Source organism: Clavibacter sp. VKM Ac-2872, assembly GCF_015351105.1.
Taxonomy (GTDB): domain Bacteria; phylum Actinomycetota; class Actinomycetes; order Actinomycetales; family Microbacteriaceae; genus Clavibacter.
Genome location: NZ_JADKRR010000001.1, coordinates 1,772,781 through 1,792,238 on the forward strand (window position 1 = coordinate 1,772,781; position 19,458 = coordinate 1,792,238).

The window sequence follows — 19,458 nt, forward strand, 5'->3', positions numbered from 1 at the left end:
CCGCGGAGCGCGCGACCGGTCGTCGTGGGGACGAAAGGTGTTCGCATGGCCACCCCCTCCACCCCGTCCGCCACCCTGGACGCGGCTGCCGCGCCCGGCACGGCCGACGACGCCGCGACGGGCGAGGCGAAGGCACCCGCGAAGCGCGCCCCCGCCCGCAAGCCCGCGGCCTCGAAGTCCGCGGCGACCAAGACCGCGGCGAAGGCCCCGACCAAGGCGGCAGCGGCCAAGGCAGCGGCAGCGGCCGAGGCCGAGGAGGCCGTCTCCGCTGACGCTCCCGCGGCCCCCGCCAAGGCGCCCACCGCCCGTGCCAAGGCCGCCGCCGCCAAGAAGGCCGCCGCCGCGTCCGGCGACGCCGCTCCCGCCACGACGACGCGCAAGACCGCCGCGAAGAAGACCGACACCGCCGGTTCCGGGGAGGCCTCCGAGGACGACGCCGAGGAGGTCGTGGTCCCCGCCGCCGACGACGACACGGACGACGACGCCGTTGAGGACGGCGCCGCCAAGCCGCCGGTCGTGCTCGAGCCGCTGCCCACCGGGGCCATGGTGCTGTCGAACAAGGAGGAGGACGAGGACGTCCCCGTCTACTCGACGACCATCACGGGCGCCACGGCGGATCCCGTCAAGGACTACCTCAAGCAGATCGGCAAGGTCGCCCTGCTCAACGCCGCCGAGGAGGTCGAGCTCGCCATGCGCATCGAGGCGGGCCTGTTCGCGGAGGACAAGCTCGCGAACACCCCCGGCATCTCGCGGGAGCTGGAGCGCGAGCTCCGCTGGGTCGCGCGCGACGGCCAGCGCGCGAAGAGCCACCTGCTCGGCGCGAACCTCCGCCTCGTGGTCAGCCTCGCCAAGCGCTACACGGGTCGCGGCATGCAGTTCCTCGACCTCATCCAGGAGGGCAACCTCGGCCTCATCCGCGCGGTCGAGAAGTTCGACTACACCAAGGGCTTCAAGTTCTCCACGTACGCGACGTGGTGGATCCGCCAGGCGATCACGCGCGCCATGGCCGACCAGGCCCGCACCATCCGCATCCCCGTGCACATGGTGGAGGTCATCAACAAGCTGGCCCGCGTGCAGCGCCAGATGCTGCAGGACCTGGGCCGCGAGCCCACGCCCGAGGAGCTGTCGCGCGAGCTCGACATGACGCCCGAGAAGGTCATCGAGGTCCAGAAGTACGGCCGCGAGCCGATCTCGCTGCACACGCCCCTCGGCGAGGACGGCGACAGCGAGTTCGGCGACCTCATCGAGGACACCGAGGCGGTCGTCCCGGCCGACGCGGTCGGCTTCACCATGCTGCAGAAGCAGCTGGAGTCGCTGCTCGACTCGCTCTCCGAGCGCGAGGCCGGGGTGATCCGCATGCGCTTCGGCCTGGGCGACGGCATGCCGAAGACCCTCGACCAGATCGGCGACACGTTCGGCGTCACGCGCGAGCGGATCCGCCAGATCGAGTCGAAGACCATGGCCAAGCTGCGCCACCCGTCGCGCTCGCAGTCGCTGCGCGACTACCTCGAGTAGGCCGTGCCCCTGCGCCTCGCCGTCGCCGCGGGACGGGCCGCCCGCTGGGCCGCCCGTCTCCGCGGTGGCGGCTCCGCCGTGCCCGGCGTCGTCGCCCTGCGCCTCGATCCCCGCTTCCTCGAGCGCACGATCGCCGACCTGCCCCACGGCGTGGTCGCGGTCACGGGCTCGAACGGCAAGTCGACGACCACGCACATGCTCACGGCCGTGCTGCGGGCCCACGGCCTCCGCGTCTTCACGAACCCGTCGGGCGGCAACCTGCCGCAGGGCATCGCGTCCGCGGTGCTCGCGGACGCCGACGCGTCGGGCCGGCTGGACGCCGACGTGGCCGTCCTCGAGATCGACGAGGCCTACGGCGTCGCCCTCTCCGCGCTGCTGACGCCGCGCACCGTGCTGCTGCTCAACATCCAGATCGACCAGCTCAACCGGTTCCACGAGCCGGACCGCGTGGTCGGCATGCTCGAGCGGATCGCCTCCACGGCGACCGAGGCGGTCGTCGCCAACCGGGACGACGCGCACGTCAACGCCATCGCCGCCCACACCGCGCGATCCGGGCGCGCCGCCGTCGACTGGTTCGGCGTGTCGGAGGAGCTCCTCGGCGACAGCAAGCACGGGCTGGCCTCCGCGCCGCGGTTCGGCTCCGAGGATCCCGACCCGGTCCACGTGGCCGCGGGCGTCGAGGCCGTGGGGCTCTCGGGTCGCGACGCCGTGTTCCGGCTGGCGTCCGGCGACCTCCCGGTGACGCTGCCGTCGCGCGGCCTGCACTACGCCGTCGACGCCGCGGGAGCGCTGGCCACGGCGCGTCGCGTGCTCGGCGACCGCTTCGACCCGGCGCGGGCCGCCGAGGGCCTCGGCTCCGTCGCCGCCGTCTACGGGCGCGGCGAGATGCTGCGCGCGGGCGACGAGGACATCGAGATCATCATGATGAAGAACCCGGCCAGCCTGCAGATGAACCTCGACGCCCTGGGCGATCCCCCCGAGCAGGTGCTGCTGGCCGTCGACGACGGCACGCCCGACCCCTCGTGGATCTACGACACGGACCTCTCCGCGCTCACCCACGCCGACGTCGTCTCCGGGACGAAGGGCTACCAGCTGGCCGTGCGCTTCGGCTACGAGGGCCTGGAGGTCGGCAGGGTCGAGCCCGACCTGCGCCGCGCCGTGCAGGCGTTCCTCGCGATGGAGAAGCCGTCTCGCGGGGTCAAGACCATGATCGTCAACTACGAGCAGATGATGGCCATCCGCCGCATCCTCGGGTACACGGACCTCGAGGGAGGACCCGCGTGAGCGACGCCCTGCGCATCCTGCACCTGTACCCCGATGAGCTCGGCATCAACGGCGACCGCGGCAACGTGACCGTGCTCGTCGAGCGCGCGCGCATCCGCGGCATCCGCGCCGAGGTCGTCCGGCACTCTCCGGGCGGCGGGGATCCGGGCGACGCCGACCTGGTCGTCGTCGGATCCGGACCGCTCACGGCCCAGCGCGCCGTCCTCCCGGATCTCGTCGCGCACGCCCCGCGCCTCGTCTCCCTCCAGGAGGCCGGCGTCCCGCTGCTCGCGGTGGGCGGCGGCCTGCAGCTCCTGGGCGAGTCCGTGCGGCTCGTCGACGGCGGCGAGCTCGTGGGCGCCGGCGTGCTGCCGGTGCGCACCACGCTGACGGCCGAGCGACGCGTGGGCGACCTCGTGCTCGACACGCCGGGGGGCGAGGTCGTCGGCTACGAGAACCACGGATCCACCCTCGACGTCGGTGCGTGCACGCCCCTCGGGACGGTGCGCGCCGGCTTCGGCAACACGGGCGAGGGCGGCGGGGAAGGCGTGCGCGTGGGCGCGTCCATCGGCACGCACCTCGGCGGCCCCGTCCTGGCGCTCAACCCGCGGCTCGCGGACGAGCTGCTGTCCTCCGCCCTCGCCCGCGACGGTCGCGAGCTGCCCGCGGACATCTCGGGGACGCTCGACCGGCTCGACGAGTGGGCGCGCGAGGCGCGTGCGACCGTCATGGCGCGGCCCGCGCACTACTGACGCGTCGTCCGTCCGGCGGCGGTCGCGGTCGCGAGCGTCGCGACATGACGAAGGGCGCATCCCTCGCGGGATGCGCCCTTCGTCGTGCTCCAGCCGGAGCCGGTGCGGGTCGTCCTAGGCGCGCTCGTCGAGCAGGCGGCTCGACTCGTCGTGCCAGCTCGTGGCGATGGCCGACAGCTTCTCCTGGTACTTCTTGCCGTGGTGGGCGCAGAAGAGGAGCTCGCTGCTGTTCACCTCGACGCGGATGTAAGCCTGGGCACCGCAGCTGTCGCAGCGGTCGTTGGCGGTGAGCTGGTGGTTGTCGAGCTCGTCCACGGGACGCTCGGTCGCGGTCGGTGTCATGTGATGCTCCCCTCCGGGTCGGGTCTGGGTCGAGCCGAATGGATCAAGTAGACCACGTGCTCCCGGCAGACGACCCGACCTCGGCCGCCTGTTTCGCTCTGCGCGTAGGTCGCGGGACGATGGACGGCGATTCGGAGGGGGAGGCGGCGGGCGGCGGTTAAGATCGATGCGGCTCGCGTCCGGCGAATGCCGGACGTACATGGAGGACAGCACGTGGCAGCATCCGATTATTCCGCCCGCCATCTCTCCGTCCTCGAGGGTCTCGAGGCGGTGCGCAAGCGGCCCGGCATGTACATCGGATCCACCGACTCGCGCGGTCTCATGCACTGCCTCTGGGAGATCATCGACAACAGCGTCGACGAGGCGCTCGGCGGGCACGGCGACCTGATCGACGTGCGGCTCCACCCCGACGGGAGCGTCGAGGTGCGGGACACCGCGCGCGGCGTGCCGGTCGACATCGAGCCCAAGACCGGGCTCTCCGGCGTCGAGGTCGTGTTCACCAAGCTGCACGCCGGCGGCAAGTTCGGATCCGGCTCCTACGCCTCGTCCGGCGGCCTCCACGGCGTCGGCGCGTCCGTCGTGAACGCCCTGTCGGAGCGCCTCGACGTCGAGGTCGACCGCGGCGGCAAGACGTACGCCATGTCCTTCCGGCGCGGCGAGCCGGGCATCTTCGAGGACCGGGGCGAGGCGAGTCCCGATGCGCCGTTCCGGGCCTTCACGTCCGGCAGCGAGCTGCGCGTCGTCGGCAAGGTGCGCAAGGGCGTCACCGGCACGAGGATCCGCTACTGGGCCGACCGGCAGATCTTCACGCGCGGCGCGTCCTTCCTCACCGAGGAGCTCCTCGGCCGCGCGCGCCAGACGGCGTTCCTCGTGCCGGGGCTCCGCATCGACATCGAGGACCTGCGCGGCGAGCAGCCCGTGCACGAGTCCTTCCGCTTCGACGGCGGGATCGCGGAGTTCGTGGACCACCTCGCCGTCGACGCGCCGCTCACGGACACGTGGCGGCTCGAGGGATCGGGCACCTTCACCGAGACCGTCCCCGTCCTGACCGACGGCGGTGCCATGGTGCCGACCGAGCTGACGCGCGAGTGCGCCGTCGACATCGCGCTCCGCTGGGGCACGGGCTACGACACCCGGTTCAAGTCGTTCGTCAACATCATCTCCACGCCGAAGGGCGGCACGCACCAGGCGGGATTCGAGGCGGGCCTGCTCAAGTTCGTGCGCGCGCAGGTCGAGGCCAACGCGCGCAAGCTCAAGGTCGGCACCGACAAGCTCGAGAAGGACGACGTGCTCGCGGGCCTCACCGCCGTCCTCACGGTCCGCTTCCCCGAGCCGCAGTTCGAGGGGCAGACCAAGGAGGTGCTCGGCACGCCCGCCGTGCGTGCCATCGTGTCGCAGGTCGTGCAGAAGGCCATGGCCGAGCGCTTCGCGTCGACGCGCCGCGAGGACAAGGCCCAGACCGCGGTCCTCCTCGAGAAGGTCGTGGGCGAGATGAAGTCGCGGATCTCCGCGCGCACCCACAAGGAGACGCAGCGGCGGAAGAACGCCCTCGAGAGCTCGTCGCTGCCCGCCAAGCTCGTGGACTGCCGCTCGAACGACGTCGCGAACAGCGAGCTCTTCATCGTCGAGGGCGACTCGGCGCTCGGCACGGCGAAGCTCGCGCGGGACAGCGAGTACCAGGCCCTGCTCCCGATCCGGGGCAAGATCCTCAACGTGCAGAAGGCGTCGCTGCCCGACATGCTCTCCAACACCGAATGCGCCTCGATCATCCAGGTGCTGGGCGCCGGATCCGGCCGCACGTTCGACCTGTCGGCGGCGCGCTACGGGAAGATCATCATCATGAGCGACGCCGATGTCGACGGCGCCCACATCCGCACGCTCCTGCTCACGCTCTTCTTCCGCTACATGCGGCCGATGATCGACGAGGGCCGGGTCTTCGCCGCCGTGCCGCCGCTGCACCGCGTGGTGGTCATGAACCCGGGCTCGAAGCCCAACGACGTGATCTACACCTACTCGGAGCGCGAGCTCGCAGCTGTCCTCGCCCAGGCGAAGAGGCAGGGCAAGCGGTACCAGGATCCCATCCAGCGCTACAAGGGCCTGGGGGAGATGGACGCCGACCAGCTGGCCACGACCACGATGGACCGCCGCAACCGGACGCTCCGTCGCGTGCGCGTCGACGACGCCGAGGCGGCCACCCGCATGTTCGAGCTGCTGATGGGCAACGACGTCGCGCCCCGCAAGGAGTTCATCATCGACGGCGCCGGCTCCGTGCGGGACCGCATCGACGTGTGATCCTCCGGCCATGAGCCGGACGCGCGGACGGCCGCGGACCCTGGTGGTCCGCGGCCGTCCGCATGTCGCGCGCCGAGGCGCCTAGGTCTCGAGCGGAGCCTGGCCGTCCTCGGCCGCGACCTCCACGACACCCGCGGCCGCGCCCGACGCGGCGTCGGGCGCCTCGTCGGGGGTGACCGCCTGGCCGACGCTCCCGACCGCCTTCTCGAGCGGGATGCCCGATCCGTCGCGCTTCATGCCCGTGGGCGGCAGCTGCCTGACCTCGCCGGCCGGCCCCACCGCGAGGGCGGGCCCGGGACCGACCCAGGCGAGGGCCAGGTGGTCCTCGCCCTTCAGGTAGGCGTGCGCCCGCACCCCGCCCGTGGCCCGGCCCTTGCGCGGGAAGTCGCCGAACCCGCTGACCTTCGCGCGCCCGGGATCCACGCCGGCGATGGTGTCCGACGACGCCGAGATCGTCACGACCTGGGCGCCCTCGGGGGCGACGGAGGAGAAGAACAGCACGCGCGCGCCTGCTCCGAGGTTCACCCCGGCGACACCGCCGGCCTGGATGCCCTGCGGCCGCACGGAGACCGCGGGGAAGTGCAGCAGCTGCGCCTCGCTGGTGACGAACACGAGCTCGTCGGTCTCCGCCCCCTGACGCGCGCCGACCACCTCGTCGCCCTTCTTCAGCGCGATGACCTCGAACTCGGGCTTGGCGGGCAGGGCGGACGGGGCGATGCGCTTGACGACGCCCTGGCGCGTGCCGAGGGCGATCGCCTCCTCCGTGCCGAGCGCCACGAGCGCGATGACGCGCTCCTTCTTGTCGGTGAGGCCGAGGTAGTCGCGGATCCGGACACCGGCCCCGAGCTGCACGCTCGCGACGGGCACCACGGGCAGGTCGACGGGCGTCATCGTGATGAGCCGGCCGGTGTTCGTGATCGCGCCGATGCGCGTGCGGCTCGTGGTCTCGATCGCCGTGAGGACCGCGTCGTGCGAGCTGCGACGGACCGTTTGGAGAGGCGTGCCCGGCGCGTCGGCCGGCAGGTCGACGCGGACCGCACGGCCCGTGGTCGACAGCAGCACCCGGCAGGGGACGTCGGCGATCTCGAGCACGGGCGCCGACCGGCGGCTCGCCGCTCCCGCGACGCTCGGCGCCGCCTCGGTGAGCAGCGTGCGGCGCGGCGTGCCGAAGCGGTCCGCGACCTCCTGGAGCTCGGTCGAGACGAGCGCGCGGAGCCGACGCGGGTCGGCCAGGATCGCCTCGAGCTCGGCGATCTCCGCCTGGAGCCTGTCCCGCTCCTCCTCGAGCTCGATGCGGCTGAACCGCGTGAGCCGGCGGAGGCGGAGCTCCAGGATGTAGTCGGCCTGCAGCGTCGACAGGTCGAACACGTCCATGAGCCGCGCGCGCGCCTGCTCGGTGTCGTCGCTGCCGCGGATGACCTGGATGACCTCGTCGATGTCGAGGATGGCGATGAGGAGCCCGAGCACGAGGTGCAGCCGCTCCTGCCGGCGGGCGAGCCGGTAGCGCGTCCGGCGCGTGACCACGTCGAGCCGGTGCGCCACGTAGACCTGCAGCAGCTCCTTCAGCCCGAGCGTCTGCGGGCTGCCGTCGACGAGCGCGACGTTGTTGATGCTGAAGCCGTCCTCGAGCGGCGTGTAGCGGTACAGCTGCTCGAGCACCGCCTCGGGGTTGAAGCCCGTCTTGATCTCGATCACGAGCCGCAGCCCGTGCGTGCGGTCGGTGAGGTCGGTGACGTTGGTGATGCCGGACAGCTTCTTGTTCTGGACGCCGTCCTTGATCTTCTCGATGACCTTCTCGGGTCCGACGAGGTACGGCAGCTCGGTGACCACGAGCCCCGACTTCCGCGGCGTGAGGCTCTCGACGGAGACGCGCGCGCGGGTCTTGAAGCTGCCGCGGCCCGTGAGGTACGCGTCCTTGACGCCCGACAGCCCGATGATCGTGCCGCCCGTGGGGAGGTCCGGCCCCGGCACGAACGCCATGAGGTCGTCGAGGGTGGCGTCGGGGTGGTCGATGAGGTGACGCGCGGCGCCCACGACCTCGATCAGGTTGTGGGGGACCATGTTCGTCGCCATGCCGACGGCGATGCCGCTGGCGCCGTTCACGAGCAGGTTCGGGAACGCCGCGGGGAGCACGGCCGGCTGCATGAACGCGTTGTCGTAGTTCGGGACGAAGTCGACGACGTCCTCGTCGAGGCCCTCGACCATCGCGAGCGCGGACGCGGCGAGCCGGGCCTCCGTGTAGCGGGGCGCCGCGGGTCCGTCGTCCAGCGACCCGAAGTTGCCGTGCCCGTCGATGAGCGGCACCCGCAGCGTGAACGGCTGGGCCATGCGCACCATCGCGTCGTAGATGGCCGAGTCGCCGTGCGGGTGGAGCTTGCCCATCACCTCGCCCGTGACGCGGGCGGACTTGACGTGCCCGCGGTCGGGGCGCAGGCCCATCTCGCTCATCTGGTAGAGGATGCGGCGCTGCACCGGCTTCAGCCCGTCGCGCGCGTCGGGCAGGGCGCGGGAGTAGATGACCGAGTACGCGTACTCGAGGAACGAGTTCTCCATCTCGGTGGAGACGTCGACGTCCTCGATGCGCTCGGAGGGCTCGTCGGGCGTGGTGTTCGTGGTGGAGGGACTCATGGACTCTCTGGGTCGGGATCGGCGTCGTGACGCGGATGCGCGCCGGGCTGCTGTGGCAGACTGGGCCGGATGGCCCCCATGCTACCGGCGCCCGGATCCAGCCGGATGAGCCTCACCGCGGTGATGCCGGGTTGCCTCGCCGCCCTCGTGGGGGAGGAGTCGGAGGCGGGCCTCCCGCCCGTCGATCGGGCCGTGGTCGTCCTCGTGGACGGGCTCGGCTCCTCCGCCCTCCGCGCCCGCGCCGGGCACGCGCGCCACCTCGTGACGGGCTGGCGGAAGAAGGACGTCGTGGACGTGGGCTTCCCCACCACGACCGCCGCCAGCATCACGTCGCTGACCACGGGGGTGCGCGCGGGCGAGCACGGCCTCGTCGGCTACACCGCGCTGGACCCCGCGCACGACCGCGTCCTCAAGCTGCTGTCCGGATGGGACGCCAGGAGCGTGCCGGAGGAGTGGCAGCCGGTGCCGACCGTGTTCGAGCGGGCGGTCGCCGCGGGCGTCCCCGCGTACGTCGTCGGCTCCGCCCGCTACGCCGGATCCGGCTTCTCCCGCGCGGCGCTGCGGGGCGCCACCTACGTCGCCGCCGAGTCGATCGCGGACCGCTTCGCCACCACGCGGGCGCTCCTGGACCGGGAGCCGCGCGCGCTCGTCTACCTCTACGTCCCCGAGCTCGACCAGGTCGCCCACTCGCACGGCTGGGAGTCGGACCGCTGGCTCCGGTCCCTGGAGGAGCTCGACCAGGCGGCCGGTCCCTTCCTCGACCGCCTCGGCCCCCGCGAGGGCGCGCTGATCACCGCGGACCACGGCATCGTCGACGTGCCCGCCGGATCCCAGGTGCTGTTCGACCGGGTGCCGGAGCTGGTCGCGGGCGTCCGACACGTGGCGGGGGAGCCGCGCTGCCTGCACCTCCATCTGGAGCCCGGCCTCGACGCGCACGCCCTCGCCGCCGCGTGGCGCGCGTCCGAGGGCACGAGGGCGCACGTCGCGACGCGCGCGGAGGCGGTCGCCGCCGACTGGTACGGCCCGATCCGCGAGGGCGTGGCGGCGCGCATCGGCGACGTGGTCGTCGCGACGCGTGCGCTCATCGCGTACTACGACGGCCGTCCGCGTGACCAGGGCGCCCGCCGCATGATCGGCCAGCACGGCTCGTTCTCGGACGAGGAGCGCCTGGTGCCGCTCATCCGCGCCGGCGCGTTCGCGCGCGGCTGACCGGAAAGACGACGACGGCAGGGCCGCCGTCCGGGCGACCCGGCCGGACGGCGCGGGGATCAGGCCAGGTGGTCGTCGTCGCTGCGGGCGCCGAAGACGATCTCGTCCCAGCTCGGCATCGCGGTGCGTCCGCGTCGGCCGGACGGCTTGCCGGACCCACGGCCCTCGCCGCTGCCGGGCGTGCGCAGGCCCTCGTCCTCGGACTCCTCGCGCGACCGGTCCCGCGCGGGGTCGACGCGACCGATCCCGGGGATCACCGCGGACCGCAGCGGCGGCACGGAGCGCTGGCCGCCGCGCGGGCGGGACAGCGGCTCGTCGCGACGGGCGGCGGGCGCGTCCTCGACCGGATCGTCGCCCTCGTCGTCGCGCGGCACGGACTCCCGCTCGCCCCGGCGGCGGCGCAGGGCCTCCAGCAGGTCGGCTGTCTCGTTCAGCTCGACCTGCGCGACGCGCGCCGGCTGCTGGCTGCCCGCGGGGTGGTTGCCCTGCCGTCCGAGGTGCGAGACGGACGCCCCCTCGTCGCGGCGGGGCGCCTCCCACGGCTGGGGAGCCGTGTCCTGCGTGCTCGACGCGGTCGGCTCGGGCAGGCGGAACGCACCGCTGTCGAACCGGGTCACGCCCGCCTCCTCGTGCGTGTCCGCGGCCTCCGGCGGCAGCGCCCGGAGGCGCGGGATGAGGGCACCGCGGATCTCGCCCTGCTGCGAGAGGGTGATCGCCTCGTTGTTGGCGGGGGAGAGGGCGTGCTTCTTGGCGTCGTAGGACCAGCGGGCGTCGTGCTCGATGTCCTCGCTCGTGAAGGCGACCTTCACCACCCAGCCCCCGAGCTGCTCCTTCCAGCTGCTCCAGCGCACCGCCTGGGCGCCGAGGGACTCGAGGCGCTCCTCGATGACCTGGCCGAACAGCGTGCCCTGGCCCATCGGGTCGACCTCGATGGCGGTGTGCACGGGCACCTTCATCGCGCTGCGCACGACGTGCTCGCGTTCGGCGACGACAGGACCCTCGAACTTGCGCACGTACTCGACGGACGCGCCGGTCTCCCGCGCGACGTCCTCGGCGCTCATGCCCTGGCGGATGAAGGACTGGATGATGCGCGGTGCGGCCTTGCGCGTGGCACCGCCGTCGGCGGACTGGCGGCGCAGCGCGGAGCGGAACGCGTCGTCCATGACGAGACGGTGCCGATCACCGCCCGCGGCCTCGACGACGAGGGCGCCGTCCTCGACTCCGACGATTTTCAGATCCTGCATGGGTTCCACGCCTCTCGCGCTCACTGGACGATTCACGATCGCACGACTCGACCCCTCTTCCGGGGAATACGCGTGGCGCGCCGCGACTTGGGTCCGACGAGAGCGCCGGAGGGCGGGATCGCGGGCCCCGGGCGCAGGTTGTTCGTGCGCGAACGGTGTACCGTGTGAGTCCGCATCCGCGGCCCGGGGACGGGCTGGCTCCCCGCATCCAAACCGCCGATCAGGGCCCCCGACGGGGGTCTCGGGACGGTTTGCTATCCGGATGCGATTCATGCAAACTGTGCCCGCCGATTCCGTTCGGCGGTTATTCGAGAAGTGGACAGGAATGGCAACTGATTACGACGCCCCGCGCAAGACGGAGGACGACTCCGACTCGATCGAGGCTCTGAAGGAGCGCGTCCCGGACCGCATGTCCGGGGTCGTGGACGTCGACGATGCCGACAACCCCGGGAGCTTCGACCTCGCCGGAGCCGACCTCTCCGACCTCGAGCTCGAGACGGTGGTGCTCCCGCCCCAGGCGGACGAGTTCACCTGCGTGAGCTGCTTCCTCGTGAAGCACCGCTCGCAGATCGACCACCAGGAGAAGCTCGGGCCCATCTGCCAGGAGTGCGCCGCCTAGAGCGACGCCGGGGGGAACCCCTCCAGGCCCCGCGCCTGACCGCACGTCATGATCGCCGCGATCCCCGGATCGCGGCGATCAGTCGTTCCGGGGTCCGTGTGGAGATGAGCCAGTAGGGAGCGGGATCGGTCGCATCCATCAGCGGCACCTTCACCACCGGGTCCACCCACCCGCGGATCACCAGGTACGCCCGCGCGTGCAGCCGCATCCCGCGCTCGGCCGTCGCCTGGGCGCCCCGGAAGGCCTCGGGCTCGCCGACCTGGTCGACGTCGATGGACGCGCGGCCCGCGCGCAGTCGTCCGCCGGACACCTCGATGACCGGGCTCGTGAGCACGAGCGTGGCGACGACGCCCGCGTACAGCACGATCGCGACGATCACCCCGGCGACGACGCTGATGGGGAGGAACACGAGCAGGCTCGCGGGGATGACGAGGGCGGTGGAGACGAAGAGCCAGGGAGCAGGCCAGAGCCGCTCGCTGTAGGGGGATGCGGGCATGCGCCTATTCGATCAGATTCCTGCACTAGCCTCGGACCGTGCCCGATCCCGTCGACGTCCTCATCGCGGGCGACGCCCCGATCCCGGCCTACGCGCATCCCGGCGACGCCGGCGCCGACCTCGTGAGCGCGGAGTCCCTGCGCCTCGAGCCCGGACAGCGGGCCACCGTCGGCACGGGCGTGTCGATCGCCCTCCCCGACGGGTACGCCGCCTTCGTCCTGCCCCGCAGCGGCCTCGCCGCGCGGCACGGGATCACGATCGTCAACGCGCCCGGCACGGTCGACGCCGGCTACCGCGGCGAGATCCGCGTCACCCTCCTCAACACCGACGCCGACGCCGCGTACGATGTCGCGGTCGGCGACCGCATCGCGCAGGTCGTCGTCATGCCCGTCAGCCGGGTGCGCTTCGTGCCCGTCGAGAAGCTGCCCGGGAGCCACCGCGGCACGGGGGGCTTCGGCTCCACGGGCACCGGCGCCCTCCCCGCCCGAGATCCAGGAGACCGAACATGACCGACGAGAACGCGAACCAGCCGGACGACGCCGCCCTCGCGGACGACGCCGAGCACGTCCTGGACGCCAAGTCCGCTCCCGACGACCGCGCCGACGAGGGCCCGCTCGACGAGACCGAGGCGAACCCCGTGCGTCCCTACGTCGACCTCGGCGGGATCAAGATCCTGCCGCGCGAGGGCCTCCACCTGCGCCTCGAGGTGGCAGAGGGCACGCAGCAGGTCGTCGCGATCGGCCTCGACTTCGCCGAATCGAGCCTGCAGGTGCAGCCGTTCGCCGCGCCGCGCTCGAGCGGGCTGTGGCACGAGATCCGCACGACCATCGGGGAGCAGATCCAGCGGCAGGGCGGCACGACGCGCCTGGCCGACGGCCCGTTCGGTCCCGAGCTCCACGCCGTCATCCCGGTCGTGCAGCAGCCCGGCCAGCCGGCGGCGACCACGCGCGATGCCCGGTTCATCGGCGTGGACGGCCCGCGCTGGTTCCTGCGGGGCGTCATCACCGGCCGAGCCGTGACGGACCCGGAGGCCGCCGCCGCCGTCGAGGACCTGTTCCGCAGCGTCGTCGTGGTGCGCGGATCCTCGCCCATGCCCCCGCGCGACCTCATCCCGCTGAAGATGCCGGCGGCCCAGGTCGGCACCGCGCCGGGCGCGGCTCCGGCCGGCGAGAGCCCGGCGTCCGCGCTGGGCGCCTGAGCGTGTCGGGGCAGGGTCCGGTCGGGGAGGACCCCCGGCACCCGGAGCCCGCGGACGGACCGCTCGCGCCCGATACCCCGCCCCCTGCACCCGCGCCCTCCGAGGCGCTCGGCGCGAGCATGGCGCAGGCCGCCGAGCGGGCCGGCCTCGGGCAGGCGGCGCGCGGCGAGACCATGACCGCCGCGACCCTCCTCACCGCGATGGGCGGCGTGCGCGGCGTCCTCGAGGCGATCGTGCCCGGGCTCCTCTTCCTCGTCGCCTTCACCATCACGCGCGACATCGGGCTGTCGGTCGCCGTGCCCGTCGTCGTGGCCGTCGTGGCAGTCGTGGCGCGGCTGGTGCAGCGCTCGGCCGTCGCGCCCGCGGTTGGAGGGCTCGTCGGCATCGTCATCTCCGCCTTCCTGGCGCTCCGCTCCGGGGAGGGGCGGGACTTCTACGCGCTCGGCCTCTGGACCAACGGCGCGTACTTCGCGGTGCTCCTGGTCTCGGTCGTGGTCGGCTGGCCGCTCGTCGGCGTCGCCGTGGGCTTCCTCATGGGCGACGGCACGGCATGGCGGCAGGACCGCAGGAAGGCCAGGGCGCTGCGCCTGCTCACCCTCGTCTGGGTCGCGTTCTTCGCCCTGCGCCTGGCGGTGCAGCTCCCGCTCTACCTCGCCGACGCGATCGACGCGCTCGGCGTCGCCCGCCTCGTGATGGGCACGCCGCTCTACGGCGTGCTCCTCGTCCTGTCATGGCTCTTCGTGCGGGCCGTGTACGCGAAGGACCCGGCGACGCCCCCGACCGACTGATCCCGGCCCGCCACCCCCTCGCCGACGTCGCCGCGCGCCGCTGCGTCCGGCACGGCGGCGCGATGGTAGATTCATCTCGACGTCGAGATACATCGGCGCCGTCCCGCCTCGTGCCGGCGCGCCCGATCAGGGTCGCCTTACTGGACCCGGCCGCGGCGGGCGACCAAGATCGGATGACGGGCGGAATGGACTTTCCGCGCCCATCCAGTGAGGGAAGAGGGCCACGTGTCTGCAATCAACAGCTTCGGCGCGAAGGACACACTCCGCGTCGGGGACACCGACTACGAGATCTACCGCATCGACACCGTGGCGGGCCACGAGCGTCTCCCGTTCAGCCTCAAGGTGCTGCTGGAGAACCTCCTCCGCACCGAGGACGGCAAGAACGTCACCGGCAGCCAGATCAGCGCCCTCGGTGACTGGGCCCCCGAGTCGGAGCCCGACACCGAGATCCAGTTCACGCCCGCGCGCGTCGTGATGCAGGACTTCACGGGCGTGCCCTGCATCGTCGACCTCGCCACCATGCGCGAGGCCGTCGGCGAGCTGGGCGGCGACCCGACCAAGATCAACCCGCTGGCGCCCGCCGAGCTCGTGATCGACCACTCCGTCATCGCCGACCTCTTCGGCTCCGAGGACGCGCTCGAGCGCAACGTCGACATCGAGTACGAGCGCAACGGCGAGCGGTACCAGTTCCTGCGCTGGGGCCAGACGGCGTTCGAGGACTTCAAGGTCGTCCCGCCCGGCACGGGCATCGTCCACCAGGTCAACATCGAGCACCTCGCCCGCGTCACCATGACCCGCGAGGTGGGCGGCGTCCTCCAGGCGTACCCGGACACGTGCGTCGGCACCGACTCGCACACCACCATGGTCAACGGCCTGGGCGTGCTGGGCTGGGGTGTCGGCGGGATCGAGGCGGAGGCGGCCATGCTCGGTCAGCCCGTCTCGATGCTCATCCCCAAGGTCGTCGGCTTCAAGCTCTCGGGCGAGATCCCGACGGGCGTCACCGCGACCGACGTGGTGCTCACCATCACGCAGATGCTGCGCAAGCACGGCGTCGTCGGCAAGTTCGTCGAGTTCTACGGCACGGGCGTCGGCGCCGTGCCCCTTGCCAACCGCGCCACCATCGGCAACATGAGCCCCGAGTTCGGCTCCACCGCCGCGGTGTTCCCCATCGACGACGTCACGCTCGAGTACCTGCGCCTCACCGGCCGCAGCGAGGAGCAGGTCGCGCTCGTCGAGGCGTACGCCAAAGAGCAGAAGCTGTGGCACGACGCGGACGTCGAGCCGTCGTTCAGCGAGTACCTCGAGCTCGACCTCTCCACGGTCGTCCCGTCCATCGCCGGCCCGAAGCGCCCGCAGGACCGCATCGAGCTGACGGACGCGAAGTCGCAGTTCGAGCGCGACCTCAACGACTACGCGCAGGTCGACCACGACATCGTCGACCTCACGACGGCGATGAGCTTCCCCGCGTCCGACCCGGGCGAGCTGCAGCCGGAGGACGAGCACTCGTCGCACGAGCACCACCACGCGTCGCAGAGCCCCGCCACCGTCACGAAGCCCACGCGCGTCACCCTCCAGGACGGCAGCGACTTCACGCTGGACCACGGAGCGGTCGCCATCGCCGCCATCACCTCGTGCACCAACACGTCGAACCCGTCGGTCATGCTCGCGGCCGGGCTCCTCGCCCGCAACGCCAGCAAGAAGGGCCTCAAGGTCAAGCCGTGGGTGAAGACCACCCTCGCGCCCGGATCCAAGGTCGTCACGGACTACTACGAGAAGTCCGGGCTCACCACGTACCTCGAGGACCTCGGCTTCTACACGGTCGGCTACGGCTGCACCACCTGCATCGGCAACTCGGGCCCGCTGATCGACGAGATCTCGACCGCGGTGCAGGACAACGACCTCGCCGTCACGGCCGTCCTCTCGGGCAACCGGAACTTCGAGGGCCGCATCAACCCCGACGTGAAGATGAACTACCTCGCGAGCCCGCCGCTCGTGATCGCGTACGCGCTGGCCGGATCGATGAACTTCGACTTCGACTCCGACGCGCTCGGCACCGACACCGACGGCAACGAGGTGTTCCTCAAGGACATCTGGCCGGACGCGGACGAGGTCCAGTCGACCATCGACAGCTCGATCGACACGGGCATGTTCACGCACCAGTACGCCGGCGTCTTCGACGGCGACGAGCGCTGGCGCTCGCTCCCCACGCCCACGGGCGCGACGTTCGAGTGGGACGCGGAGTCGACCTACGTGCGGAAGCCCCCGTACTTCGAGGGCCTCACCATGGAGATCACCCCGGTGTCCGACATCTCCGGCGCGCGCGTGCTCGCCAAGCTGGGCGACTCGGTCACGACCGATCACATCAGCCCCGCCGGCTCCATCAAGGCGGACAGCCCCGCGGGCCGCTACCTCGACGAGCACGGCGTCGGCCGCAAGGACTACAACTCCTACGGCTCGCGCCGCGGCAACCACGAGGTCATGATCCGCGGCACGTTCGCGAACATCCGCCTGCGCAACCAGCTGCTCGACGGCGTCGAGGGCGGCTACACCCGCGACTTCACGCAGGAGGGCGGACCGCAGTCGTTCATCTACGACGCGTCCGAGAACTACCAGTCGGCGGGCACCCCGCTCGTGATCCTCGGCGGCAAGGAGTACGGCTCCGGCTCGTCGCGCGACTGGGCCGCGAAGGGCACGAGCCTGCTGGGCGTCAAGGCGGTCATCACCGAGAGCTTCGAGCGGATCCACCGGTCCAACCTCATCGGCATGGGCGTCGTCCCGCTGCAGTTCCCGGTCGGCGAGACCTGGGCCTCGCTCGGGCTCGACGGCACCGAGGAGATCAGCATCACCGGGCTCGAGGCGCTGAACTCCGGCACCACGCCGCGCACGGTCCGCGTCGTCGCGGCGCCCACCGGCGACTCGCCCGCGGGCAAGCAGACGGTCGAGTTCGACGCGGTCGTGCGCATCGACACCCCCGGCGAGGCGGACTACTACCGCAACGGCGGGATCCTGCAGTACGTGCTGCGCAGCCTGGTCGCGTAACAGCAGCCTGAGGAGGCCGGGCGGCGACGCCCGGCCTCCTTCGTGCACGCAGGGCCCTGCGTACACTCGAGGAGGCGGGAGTCGCGACATGGCTCCCGATGGAAGGCGGTCAGCATGGGAATCCTCGAGACGATCACGGGACCCCGGGACCTCGACCGGCTGAGCCGCGAGCAGATGCTCGAGCTCGCCGCCGAGATCCGGCAGTTCCTCGTCGCGGAGGTCTCCAAGACGGGCGGTCACCTGGGGCCGAACCTCGGCGTCGTCGAGACGACGCTCGCCATCCACCGGGTCTTCGACTCGCCGCGGGACCCCATCGTCTTCGACACCGGCCACCAGTCGTACGTCCACAAGCTGCTCACGGGTCGGCAGGACTTCTCCCGGCTCCGCGAGTCCGGCGGCCTCGCCGGGTACCCGCAGCGCTCCGAGTCCGAGCACGACATCGTCGAGAGCTCGCACGCGTCGAGCTCGTTGAGCTGGGCCGACGGCATCTCGCGGGCGTTCGGGATCACGGGCCAGACCGACCGGCACGTGGTCGCGGTGGTGGGCGACGGCGCCCTCACGGGCGGCATGACGTGGGAGGCCCTCAACAACATCTCCGACGACAACACGCGGAAGCTGATCATCGTCGTCAACGACAACGGCCGCTCCTACGCGCCGACCATCGGGGGCATGGCGCGGTTCCTCAACACCGTGCGCACCCGACGCACGTACCGCGGGCTGTACGAGACGAGCCAGCGCGTGTTCGGCGTCTTCGGCGCACCGGGGGACAGCCTGTACCGCGGCCTCCGCGGCGGGCTGCACGGGTTCCTCACCCGCGTCACCGACAACGAGGCGCTGTACTCCAACCTCGACATCAAGTACCTCGGGCCCATCGACGGACACGACCAGCAGGCGATGGAGGAGGCGCTCCAGCAGGCGCGCGACTACGGCGCGCCGGTCATCGTGCACGCCATCACCGAGAAGGGCCGCGGCTACGAGCCCGCCCGCCGGGACGTGGCCGACCAGTTCCACGCGGTGGGACAGATCGACCCCGAGACCGGCGAGCCCATCGACCCGTCGCAGGCCGTGAGCTGGACGAGCGTGTTCGCGGACGAGATCCTGGCCCTCGCGGACGAGGACCCCCGCATCGTCGGCATCACCGCCGCGATGCTCCGTCCGGTCGGCCTGCACAAGTTCGCCGAGAAGCACCCGGAGCGCGTGCACGACGTGGGCATCGCGGAGCAGCACGCCGTGACGAGCGCGGCGGGACTCGCGTACGGCGGCCTGCACCCCGTCGTCGCGCTCTACGCCACCTTCGTCAACCGGGCCTTCGACCAGGTGCTCATGGACGTGGCGCTGCACGGCGCGGGCGTGACGTTCGTGCTCGACCGCGCGGGCGTCACCGGCCCCGACGGGCCGAGCCACCACGGCATGTGGGACCTGGCGCTGCTGCAGATCGTGCCCCACATCCGCCTGAGCGCCCCGCGTGACGCCACCCGGCTCCGCGAGGAGCTGGGGGAGGCCGTCAGGATCGACGACGGCCCCACGGTCGTGCGCTTCTCCAAGGGCAACGTCGGGGACGAGCTCGAGGCGCTGCGACGCCTCGACGACGGCGTCGACGTGCTGCACGAGTCGGCATCGCAGGACGTGCTCATCGTGACGGTCGGGCCCATGGCAGCCATGGGCATCGAGGTCGCCGAGCGGCTGGCGGCGCAGGGCATCGGCGCGACCGTCGTGGATCCCCGGTGGGTCGTGCCCGTGCCGCGCAGCGTCGTGGAGCTGGGGGCGGCCCACCGCCTCGTCGTGACGATCGAGGACGGCGTCGTGGTCGGCGGCATCGGGACGCGCATCCGCCAGGACCTCCGCGAGGCGGGCATCGACACGGGCGTGACGGAGCTGGGCCTCCCGGACGAGTTCCTCGACCACGGCACGCGTTCGGAGATCCTCGAGCGCGTCGGCCTCACCCCGCAGCACATCGCGCGCGACGTCGTCGGCCAGGTGCTCGGGAGCCGGGTGCCCTCGGCGCGGCCGCTGCCGGAGGACGAGGAGCGCGTGTCGATCCGCGCGGAGGACGACGAGCAGGCCTGATCGCCC

15 protein-coding genes are annotated in these 19,458 nt (G+C 72.2%); 11 read left to right on the forward strand and 4 right to left on the reverse strand.

The annotated features are described in order from the left end of the window. The first annotated feature begins 45 nt into the window (after positions 1 to 45). Genes ITJ40_RS08400 through ITJ40_RS08410 form a run of 3 tightly spaced genes read left to right on the forward strand, consistent with a single transcriptional unit; the run spans position 46 to position 3,530 of the window. Positions 46 to 1,515 (forward strand): RNA polymerase sigma factor, encoded by a 1,470-nt coding sequence (locus ITJ40_RS08400; RefSeq protein ID WP_194666595.1) that lies wholly within the window; start codon positions 46 to 48, stop codon positions 1,513 to 1,515. A gap of 3 nt (positions 1,516 to 1,518) precedes the next feature. Further along, complete coding sequence (locus ITJ40_RS08405; RefSeq protein WP_194666596.1) at positions 1,519 to 2,799, forward strand: Mur ligase family protein; 1,281 nt, start codon at positions 1,519 to 1,521, stop codon at positions 2,797 to 2,799. Continuing rightward, positions 2,796 to 3,530: a glutamine amidotransferase gene (locus ITJ40_RS08410; RefSeq protein WP_194666597.1), complete on the forward strand. Its 735-nt coding sequence runs from the start codon at positions 2,796 to 2,798 to the stop codon at positions 3,528 to 3,530. Before ITJ40_RS08405 ends, ITJ40_RS08410 begins: the two co-directional genes overlap by 4 nt. A gap of 114 nt (positions 3,531 to 3,644) precedes the next feature. On the opposite strand, the gene ITJ40_RS08415 is transcribed toward ITJ40_RS08410, so the two are convergent. Further along, positions 3,645 to 3,872: a hypothetical protein gene (locus ITJ40_RS08415; protein WP_012038337.1), complete on the reverse strand. Its 228-nt coding sequence runs from the start codon at positions 3,870 to 3,872 to the stop codon at positions 3,645 to 3,647. A 213-nt stretch (positions 3,873 to 4,085) separates the two neighbouring features. Between ITJ40_RS08415 and ITJ40_RS08420 the strand changes: the two genes are divergently transcribed. After that, the gene (locus tag ITJ40_RS08420) at positions 4,086 to 6,164 is read left to right on the forward strand and encodes a DNA topoisomerase IV subunit B (RefSeq protein WP_194666598.1); all 2,079 of its coding nucleotides are present in this window, start codon (positions 4,086 to 4,088) and stop codon (positions 6,162 to 6,164) included. An 81-nt stretch (positions 6,165 to 6,245) separates the two neighbouring features. On the opposite strand, the gene ITJ40_RS08425 is transcribed toward ITJ40_RS08420, so the two are convergent. Beyond that, positions 6,246 to 8,792 (reverse strand): DNA topoisomerase (ATP-hydrolyzing) subunit A, encoded by a 2,547-nt coding sequence (locus tag ITJ40_RS08425; RefSeq protein ID WP_194666599.1) that lies wholly within the window; start codon positions 8,790 to 8,792, stop codon positions 6,246 to 6,248. A gap of 69 nt (positions 8,793 to 8,861) precedes the next feature. Here ITJ40_RS08425 and ITJ40_RS08430 point away from each other — a divergent pair, with 69 nt between their 5' ends. Further along, positions 8,862 to 10,001, forward strand: a complete 1,140-nt coding sequence (locus tag ITJ40_RS08430) for an alkaline phosphatase family protein (protein WP_194666600.1) — start codon at positions 8,862 to 8,864, stop codon at positions 9,999 to 10,001. Between the two features lie 59 nt (positions 10,002 to 10,060). On the opposite strand, the gene sepH is transcribed toward ITJ40_RS08430, so the two are convergent. Beyond that, positions 10,061 to 11,245 (reverse strand): septation protein SepH, encoded by a 1,185-nt coding sequence (gene sepH, locus ITJ40_RS08435; RefSeq protein ID WP_194666601.1) that lies wholly within the window; start codon positions 11,243 to 11,245, stop codon positions 10,061 to 10,063. A 325-nt stretch (positions 11,246 to 11,570) separates the two neighbouring features. On the opposite strand from sepH, the gene ITJ40_RS08440 reads away from it, so the two are divergent. Continuing rightward, a complete protein-coding gene (locus ITJ40_RS08440; protein ID WP_012038342.1) occupies positions 11,571 to 11,864 on the forward strand; it encodes a DUF4193 domain-containing protein in 294 nt (97 codons plus the stop codon). 46 nt (positions 11,865 to 11,910) lie between these two features. Here the strand turns inward: ITJ40_RS08440 and ITJ40_RS08445 are convergent, their stop codons facing one another. After that, entirely contained in the window at positions 11,911 to 12,360 is a 450-nt protein-coding gene (locus tag ITJ40_RS08445) for a DUF3093 domain-containing protein (RefSeq protein WP_194666602.1), read from the reverse strand. A gap of 38 nt (positions 12,361 to 12,398) precedes the next feature. Here ITJ40_RS08445 and dut point away from each other — a divergent pair, with 38 nt between their 5' ends. The 5 genes from dut to dxs all read left to right on the forward strand — a co-directional run bounded on the left by dut (position 12,399) and on the right by dxs (position 19,452). Continuing rightward, positions 12,399 to 12,869: a dUTP diphosphatase gene (gene dut / locus ITJ40_RS08450; protein WP_194666603.1), complete on the forward strand. Its 471-nt coding sequence runs from the start codon at positions 12,399 to 12,401 to the stop codon at positions 12,867 to 12,869. Continuing rightward, entirely contained in the window at positions 12,866 to 13,558 is a 693-nt protein-coding gene (locus ITJ40_RS08455; RefSeq protein WP_194666604.1) for a DUF3710 domain-containing protein, read from the forward strand. Before dut ends, ITJ40_RS08455 begins: the two co-directional genes overlap by 4 nt. 119 nt (positions 13,559 to 13,677) lie before the next feature. Next, positions 13,678 to 14,346 carry a DUF3159 domain-containing protein gene (locus ITJ40_RS08460; RefSeq protein WP_228511875.1) on the forward strand — a complete coding sequence of 223 codons (669 nt, stop codon included), beginning with the start codon at positions 13,678 to 13,680 and terminating at the stop codon, positions 14,344 to 14,346. Between the two features lie 225 nt (positions 14,347 to 14,571). Further along, on the forward strand, positions 14,572 to 17,385 hold the full coding sequence (acnA, locus tag ITJ40_RS08465) for an aconitate hydratase AcnA (RefSeq protein ID WP_194666606.1): 2,814 nt from the start codon (positions 14,572 to 14,574) through the stop codon (positions 17,383 to 17,385). 114 nt (positions 17,386 to 17,499) lie between these two features. Continuing rightward, a complete protein-coding gene (gene dxs, locus ITJ40_RS08470) occupies positions 17,500 to 19,452 on the forward strand; it encodes a 1-deoxy-D-xylulose-5-phosphate synthase (protein ID WP_194666607.1) in 1,953 nt (650 codons plus the stop codon). The last annotated feature ends 6 nt before the right edge of the window (positions 19,453 to 19,458 follow it).

Bases quoted from the DNA above. Each gene is read 5' to 3' on its own strand.
- ITJ40_RS08430 (WP_194666600.1), top strand. From the start codon at position 8,862: ATGGCCCCCATGCTACCGGCGCCCGGATCCAGCCGGATGAGCCTCACC.
- ITJ40_RS08455 (WP_194666604.1), top strand. From the start codon at position 12,866: ATGACCGACGAGAACGCGAACCAGCCGGACGACGCCGCCCTCGCGGAC.
- dxs (WP_194666607.1), top strand. From the start codon at position 17,500: ATGGGAATCCTCGAGACGATCACGGGACCCCGGGACCTCGACCGGCTG.
- ITJ40_RS08445 (WP_194666602.1), bottom strand. From the start codon at position 12,360: ATGCCCGCATCCCCCTACAGCGAGCGGCTCTGGCCTGCTCCCTGGCTC.
- ITJ40_RS08440 (WP_012038342.1), top strand. From the start codon at position 11,571: ATGGCAACTGATTACGACGCCCCGCGCAAGACGGAGGACGACTCCGAC.
- ITJ40_RS08400 (WP_194666595.1), top strand. From the start codon at position 46: ATGGCCACCCCCTCCACCCCGTCCGCCACCCTGGACGCGGCTGCCGCG.
- ITJ40_RS08415 (WP_012038337.1), bottom strand. From the start codon at position 3,872: ATGACACCGACCGCGACCGAGCGTCCCGTGGACGAGCTCGACAACCAC.
- ITJ40_RS08460 (WP_228511875.1), top strand. From the start codon at position 13,678: ATGGCGCAGGCCGCCGAGCGGGCCGGCCTCGGGCAGGCGGCGCGCGGC.
- sepH (WP_194666601.1), bottom strand. From the start codon at position 11,245: ATGCAGGATCTGAAAATCGTCGGAGTCGAGGACGGCGCCCTCGTCGTC.
- ITJ40_RS08425 (WP_194666599.1), bottom strand. From the start codon at position 8,792: ATGAGTCCCTCCACCACGAACACCACGCCCGACGAGCCCTCCGAGCGC.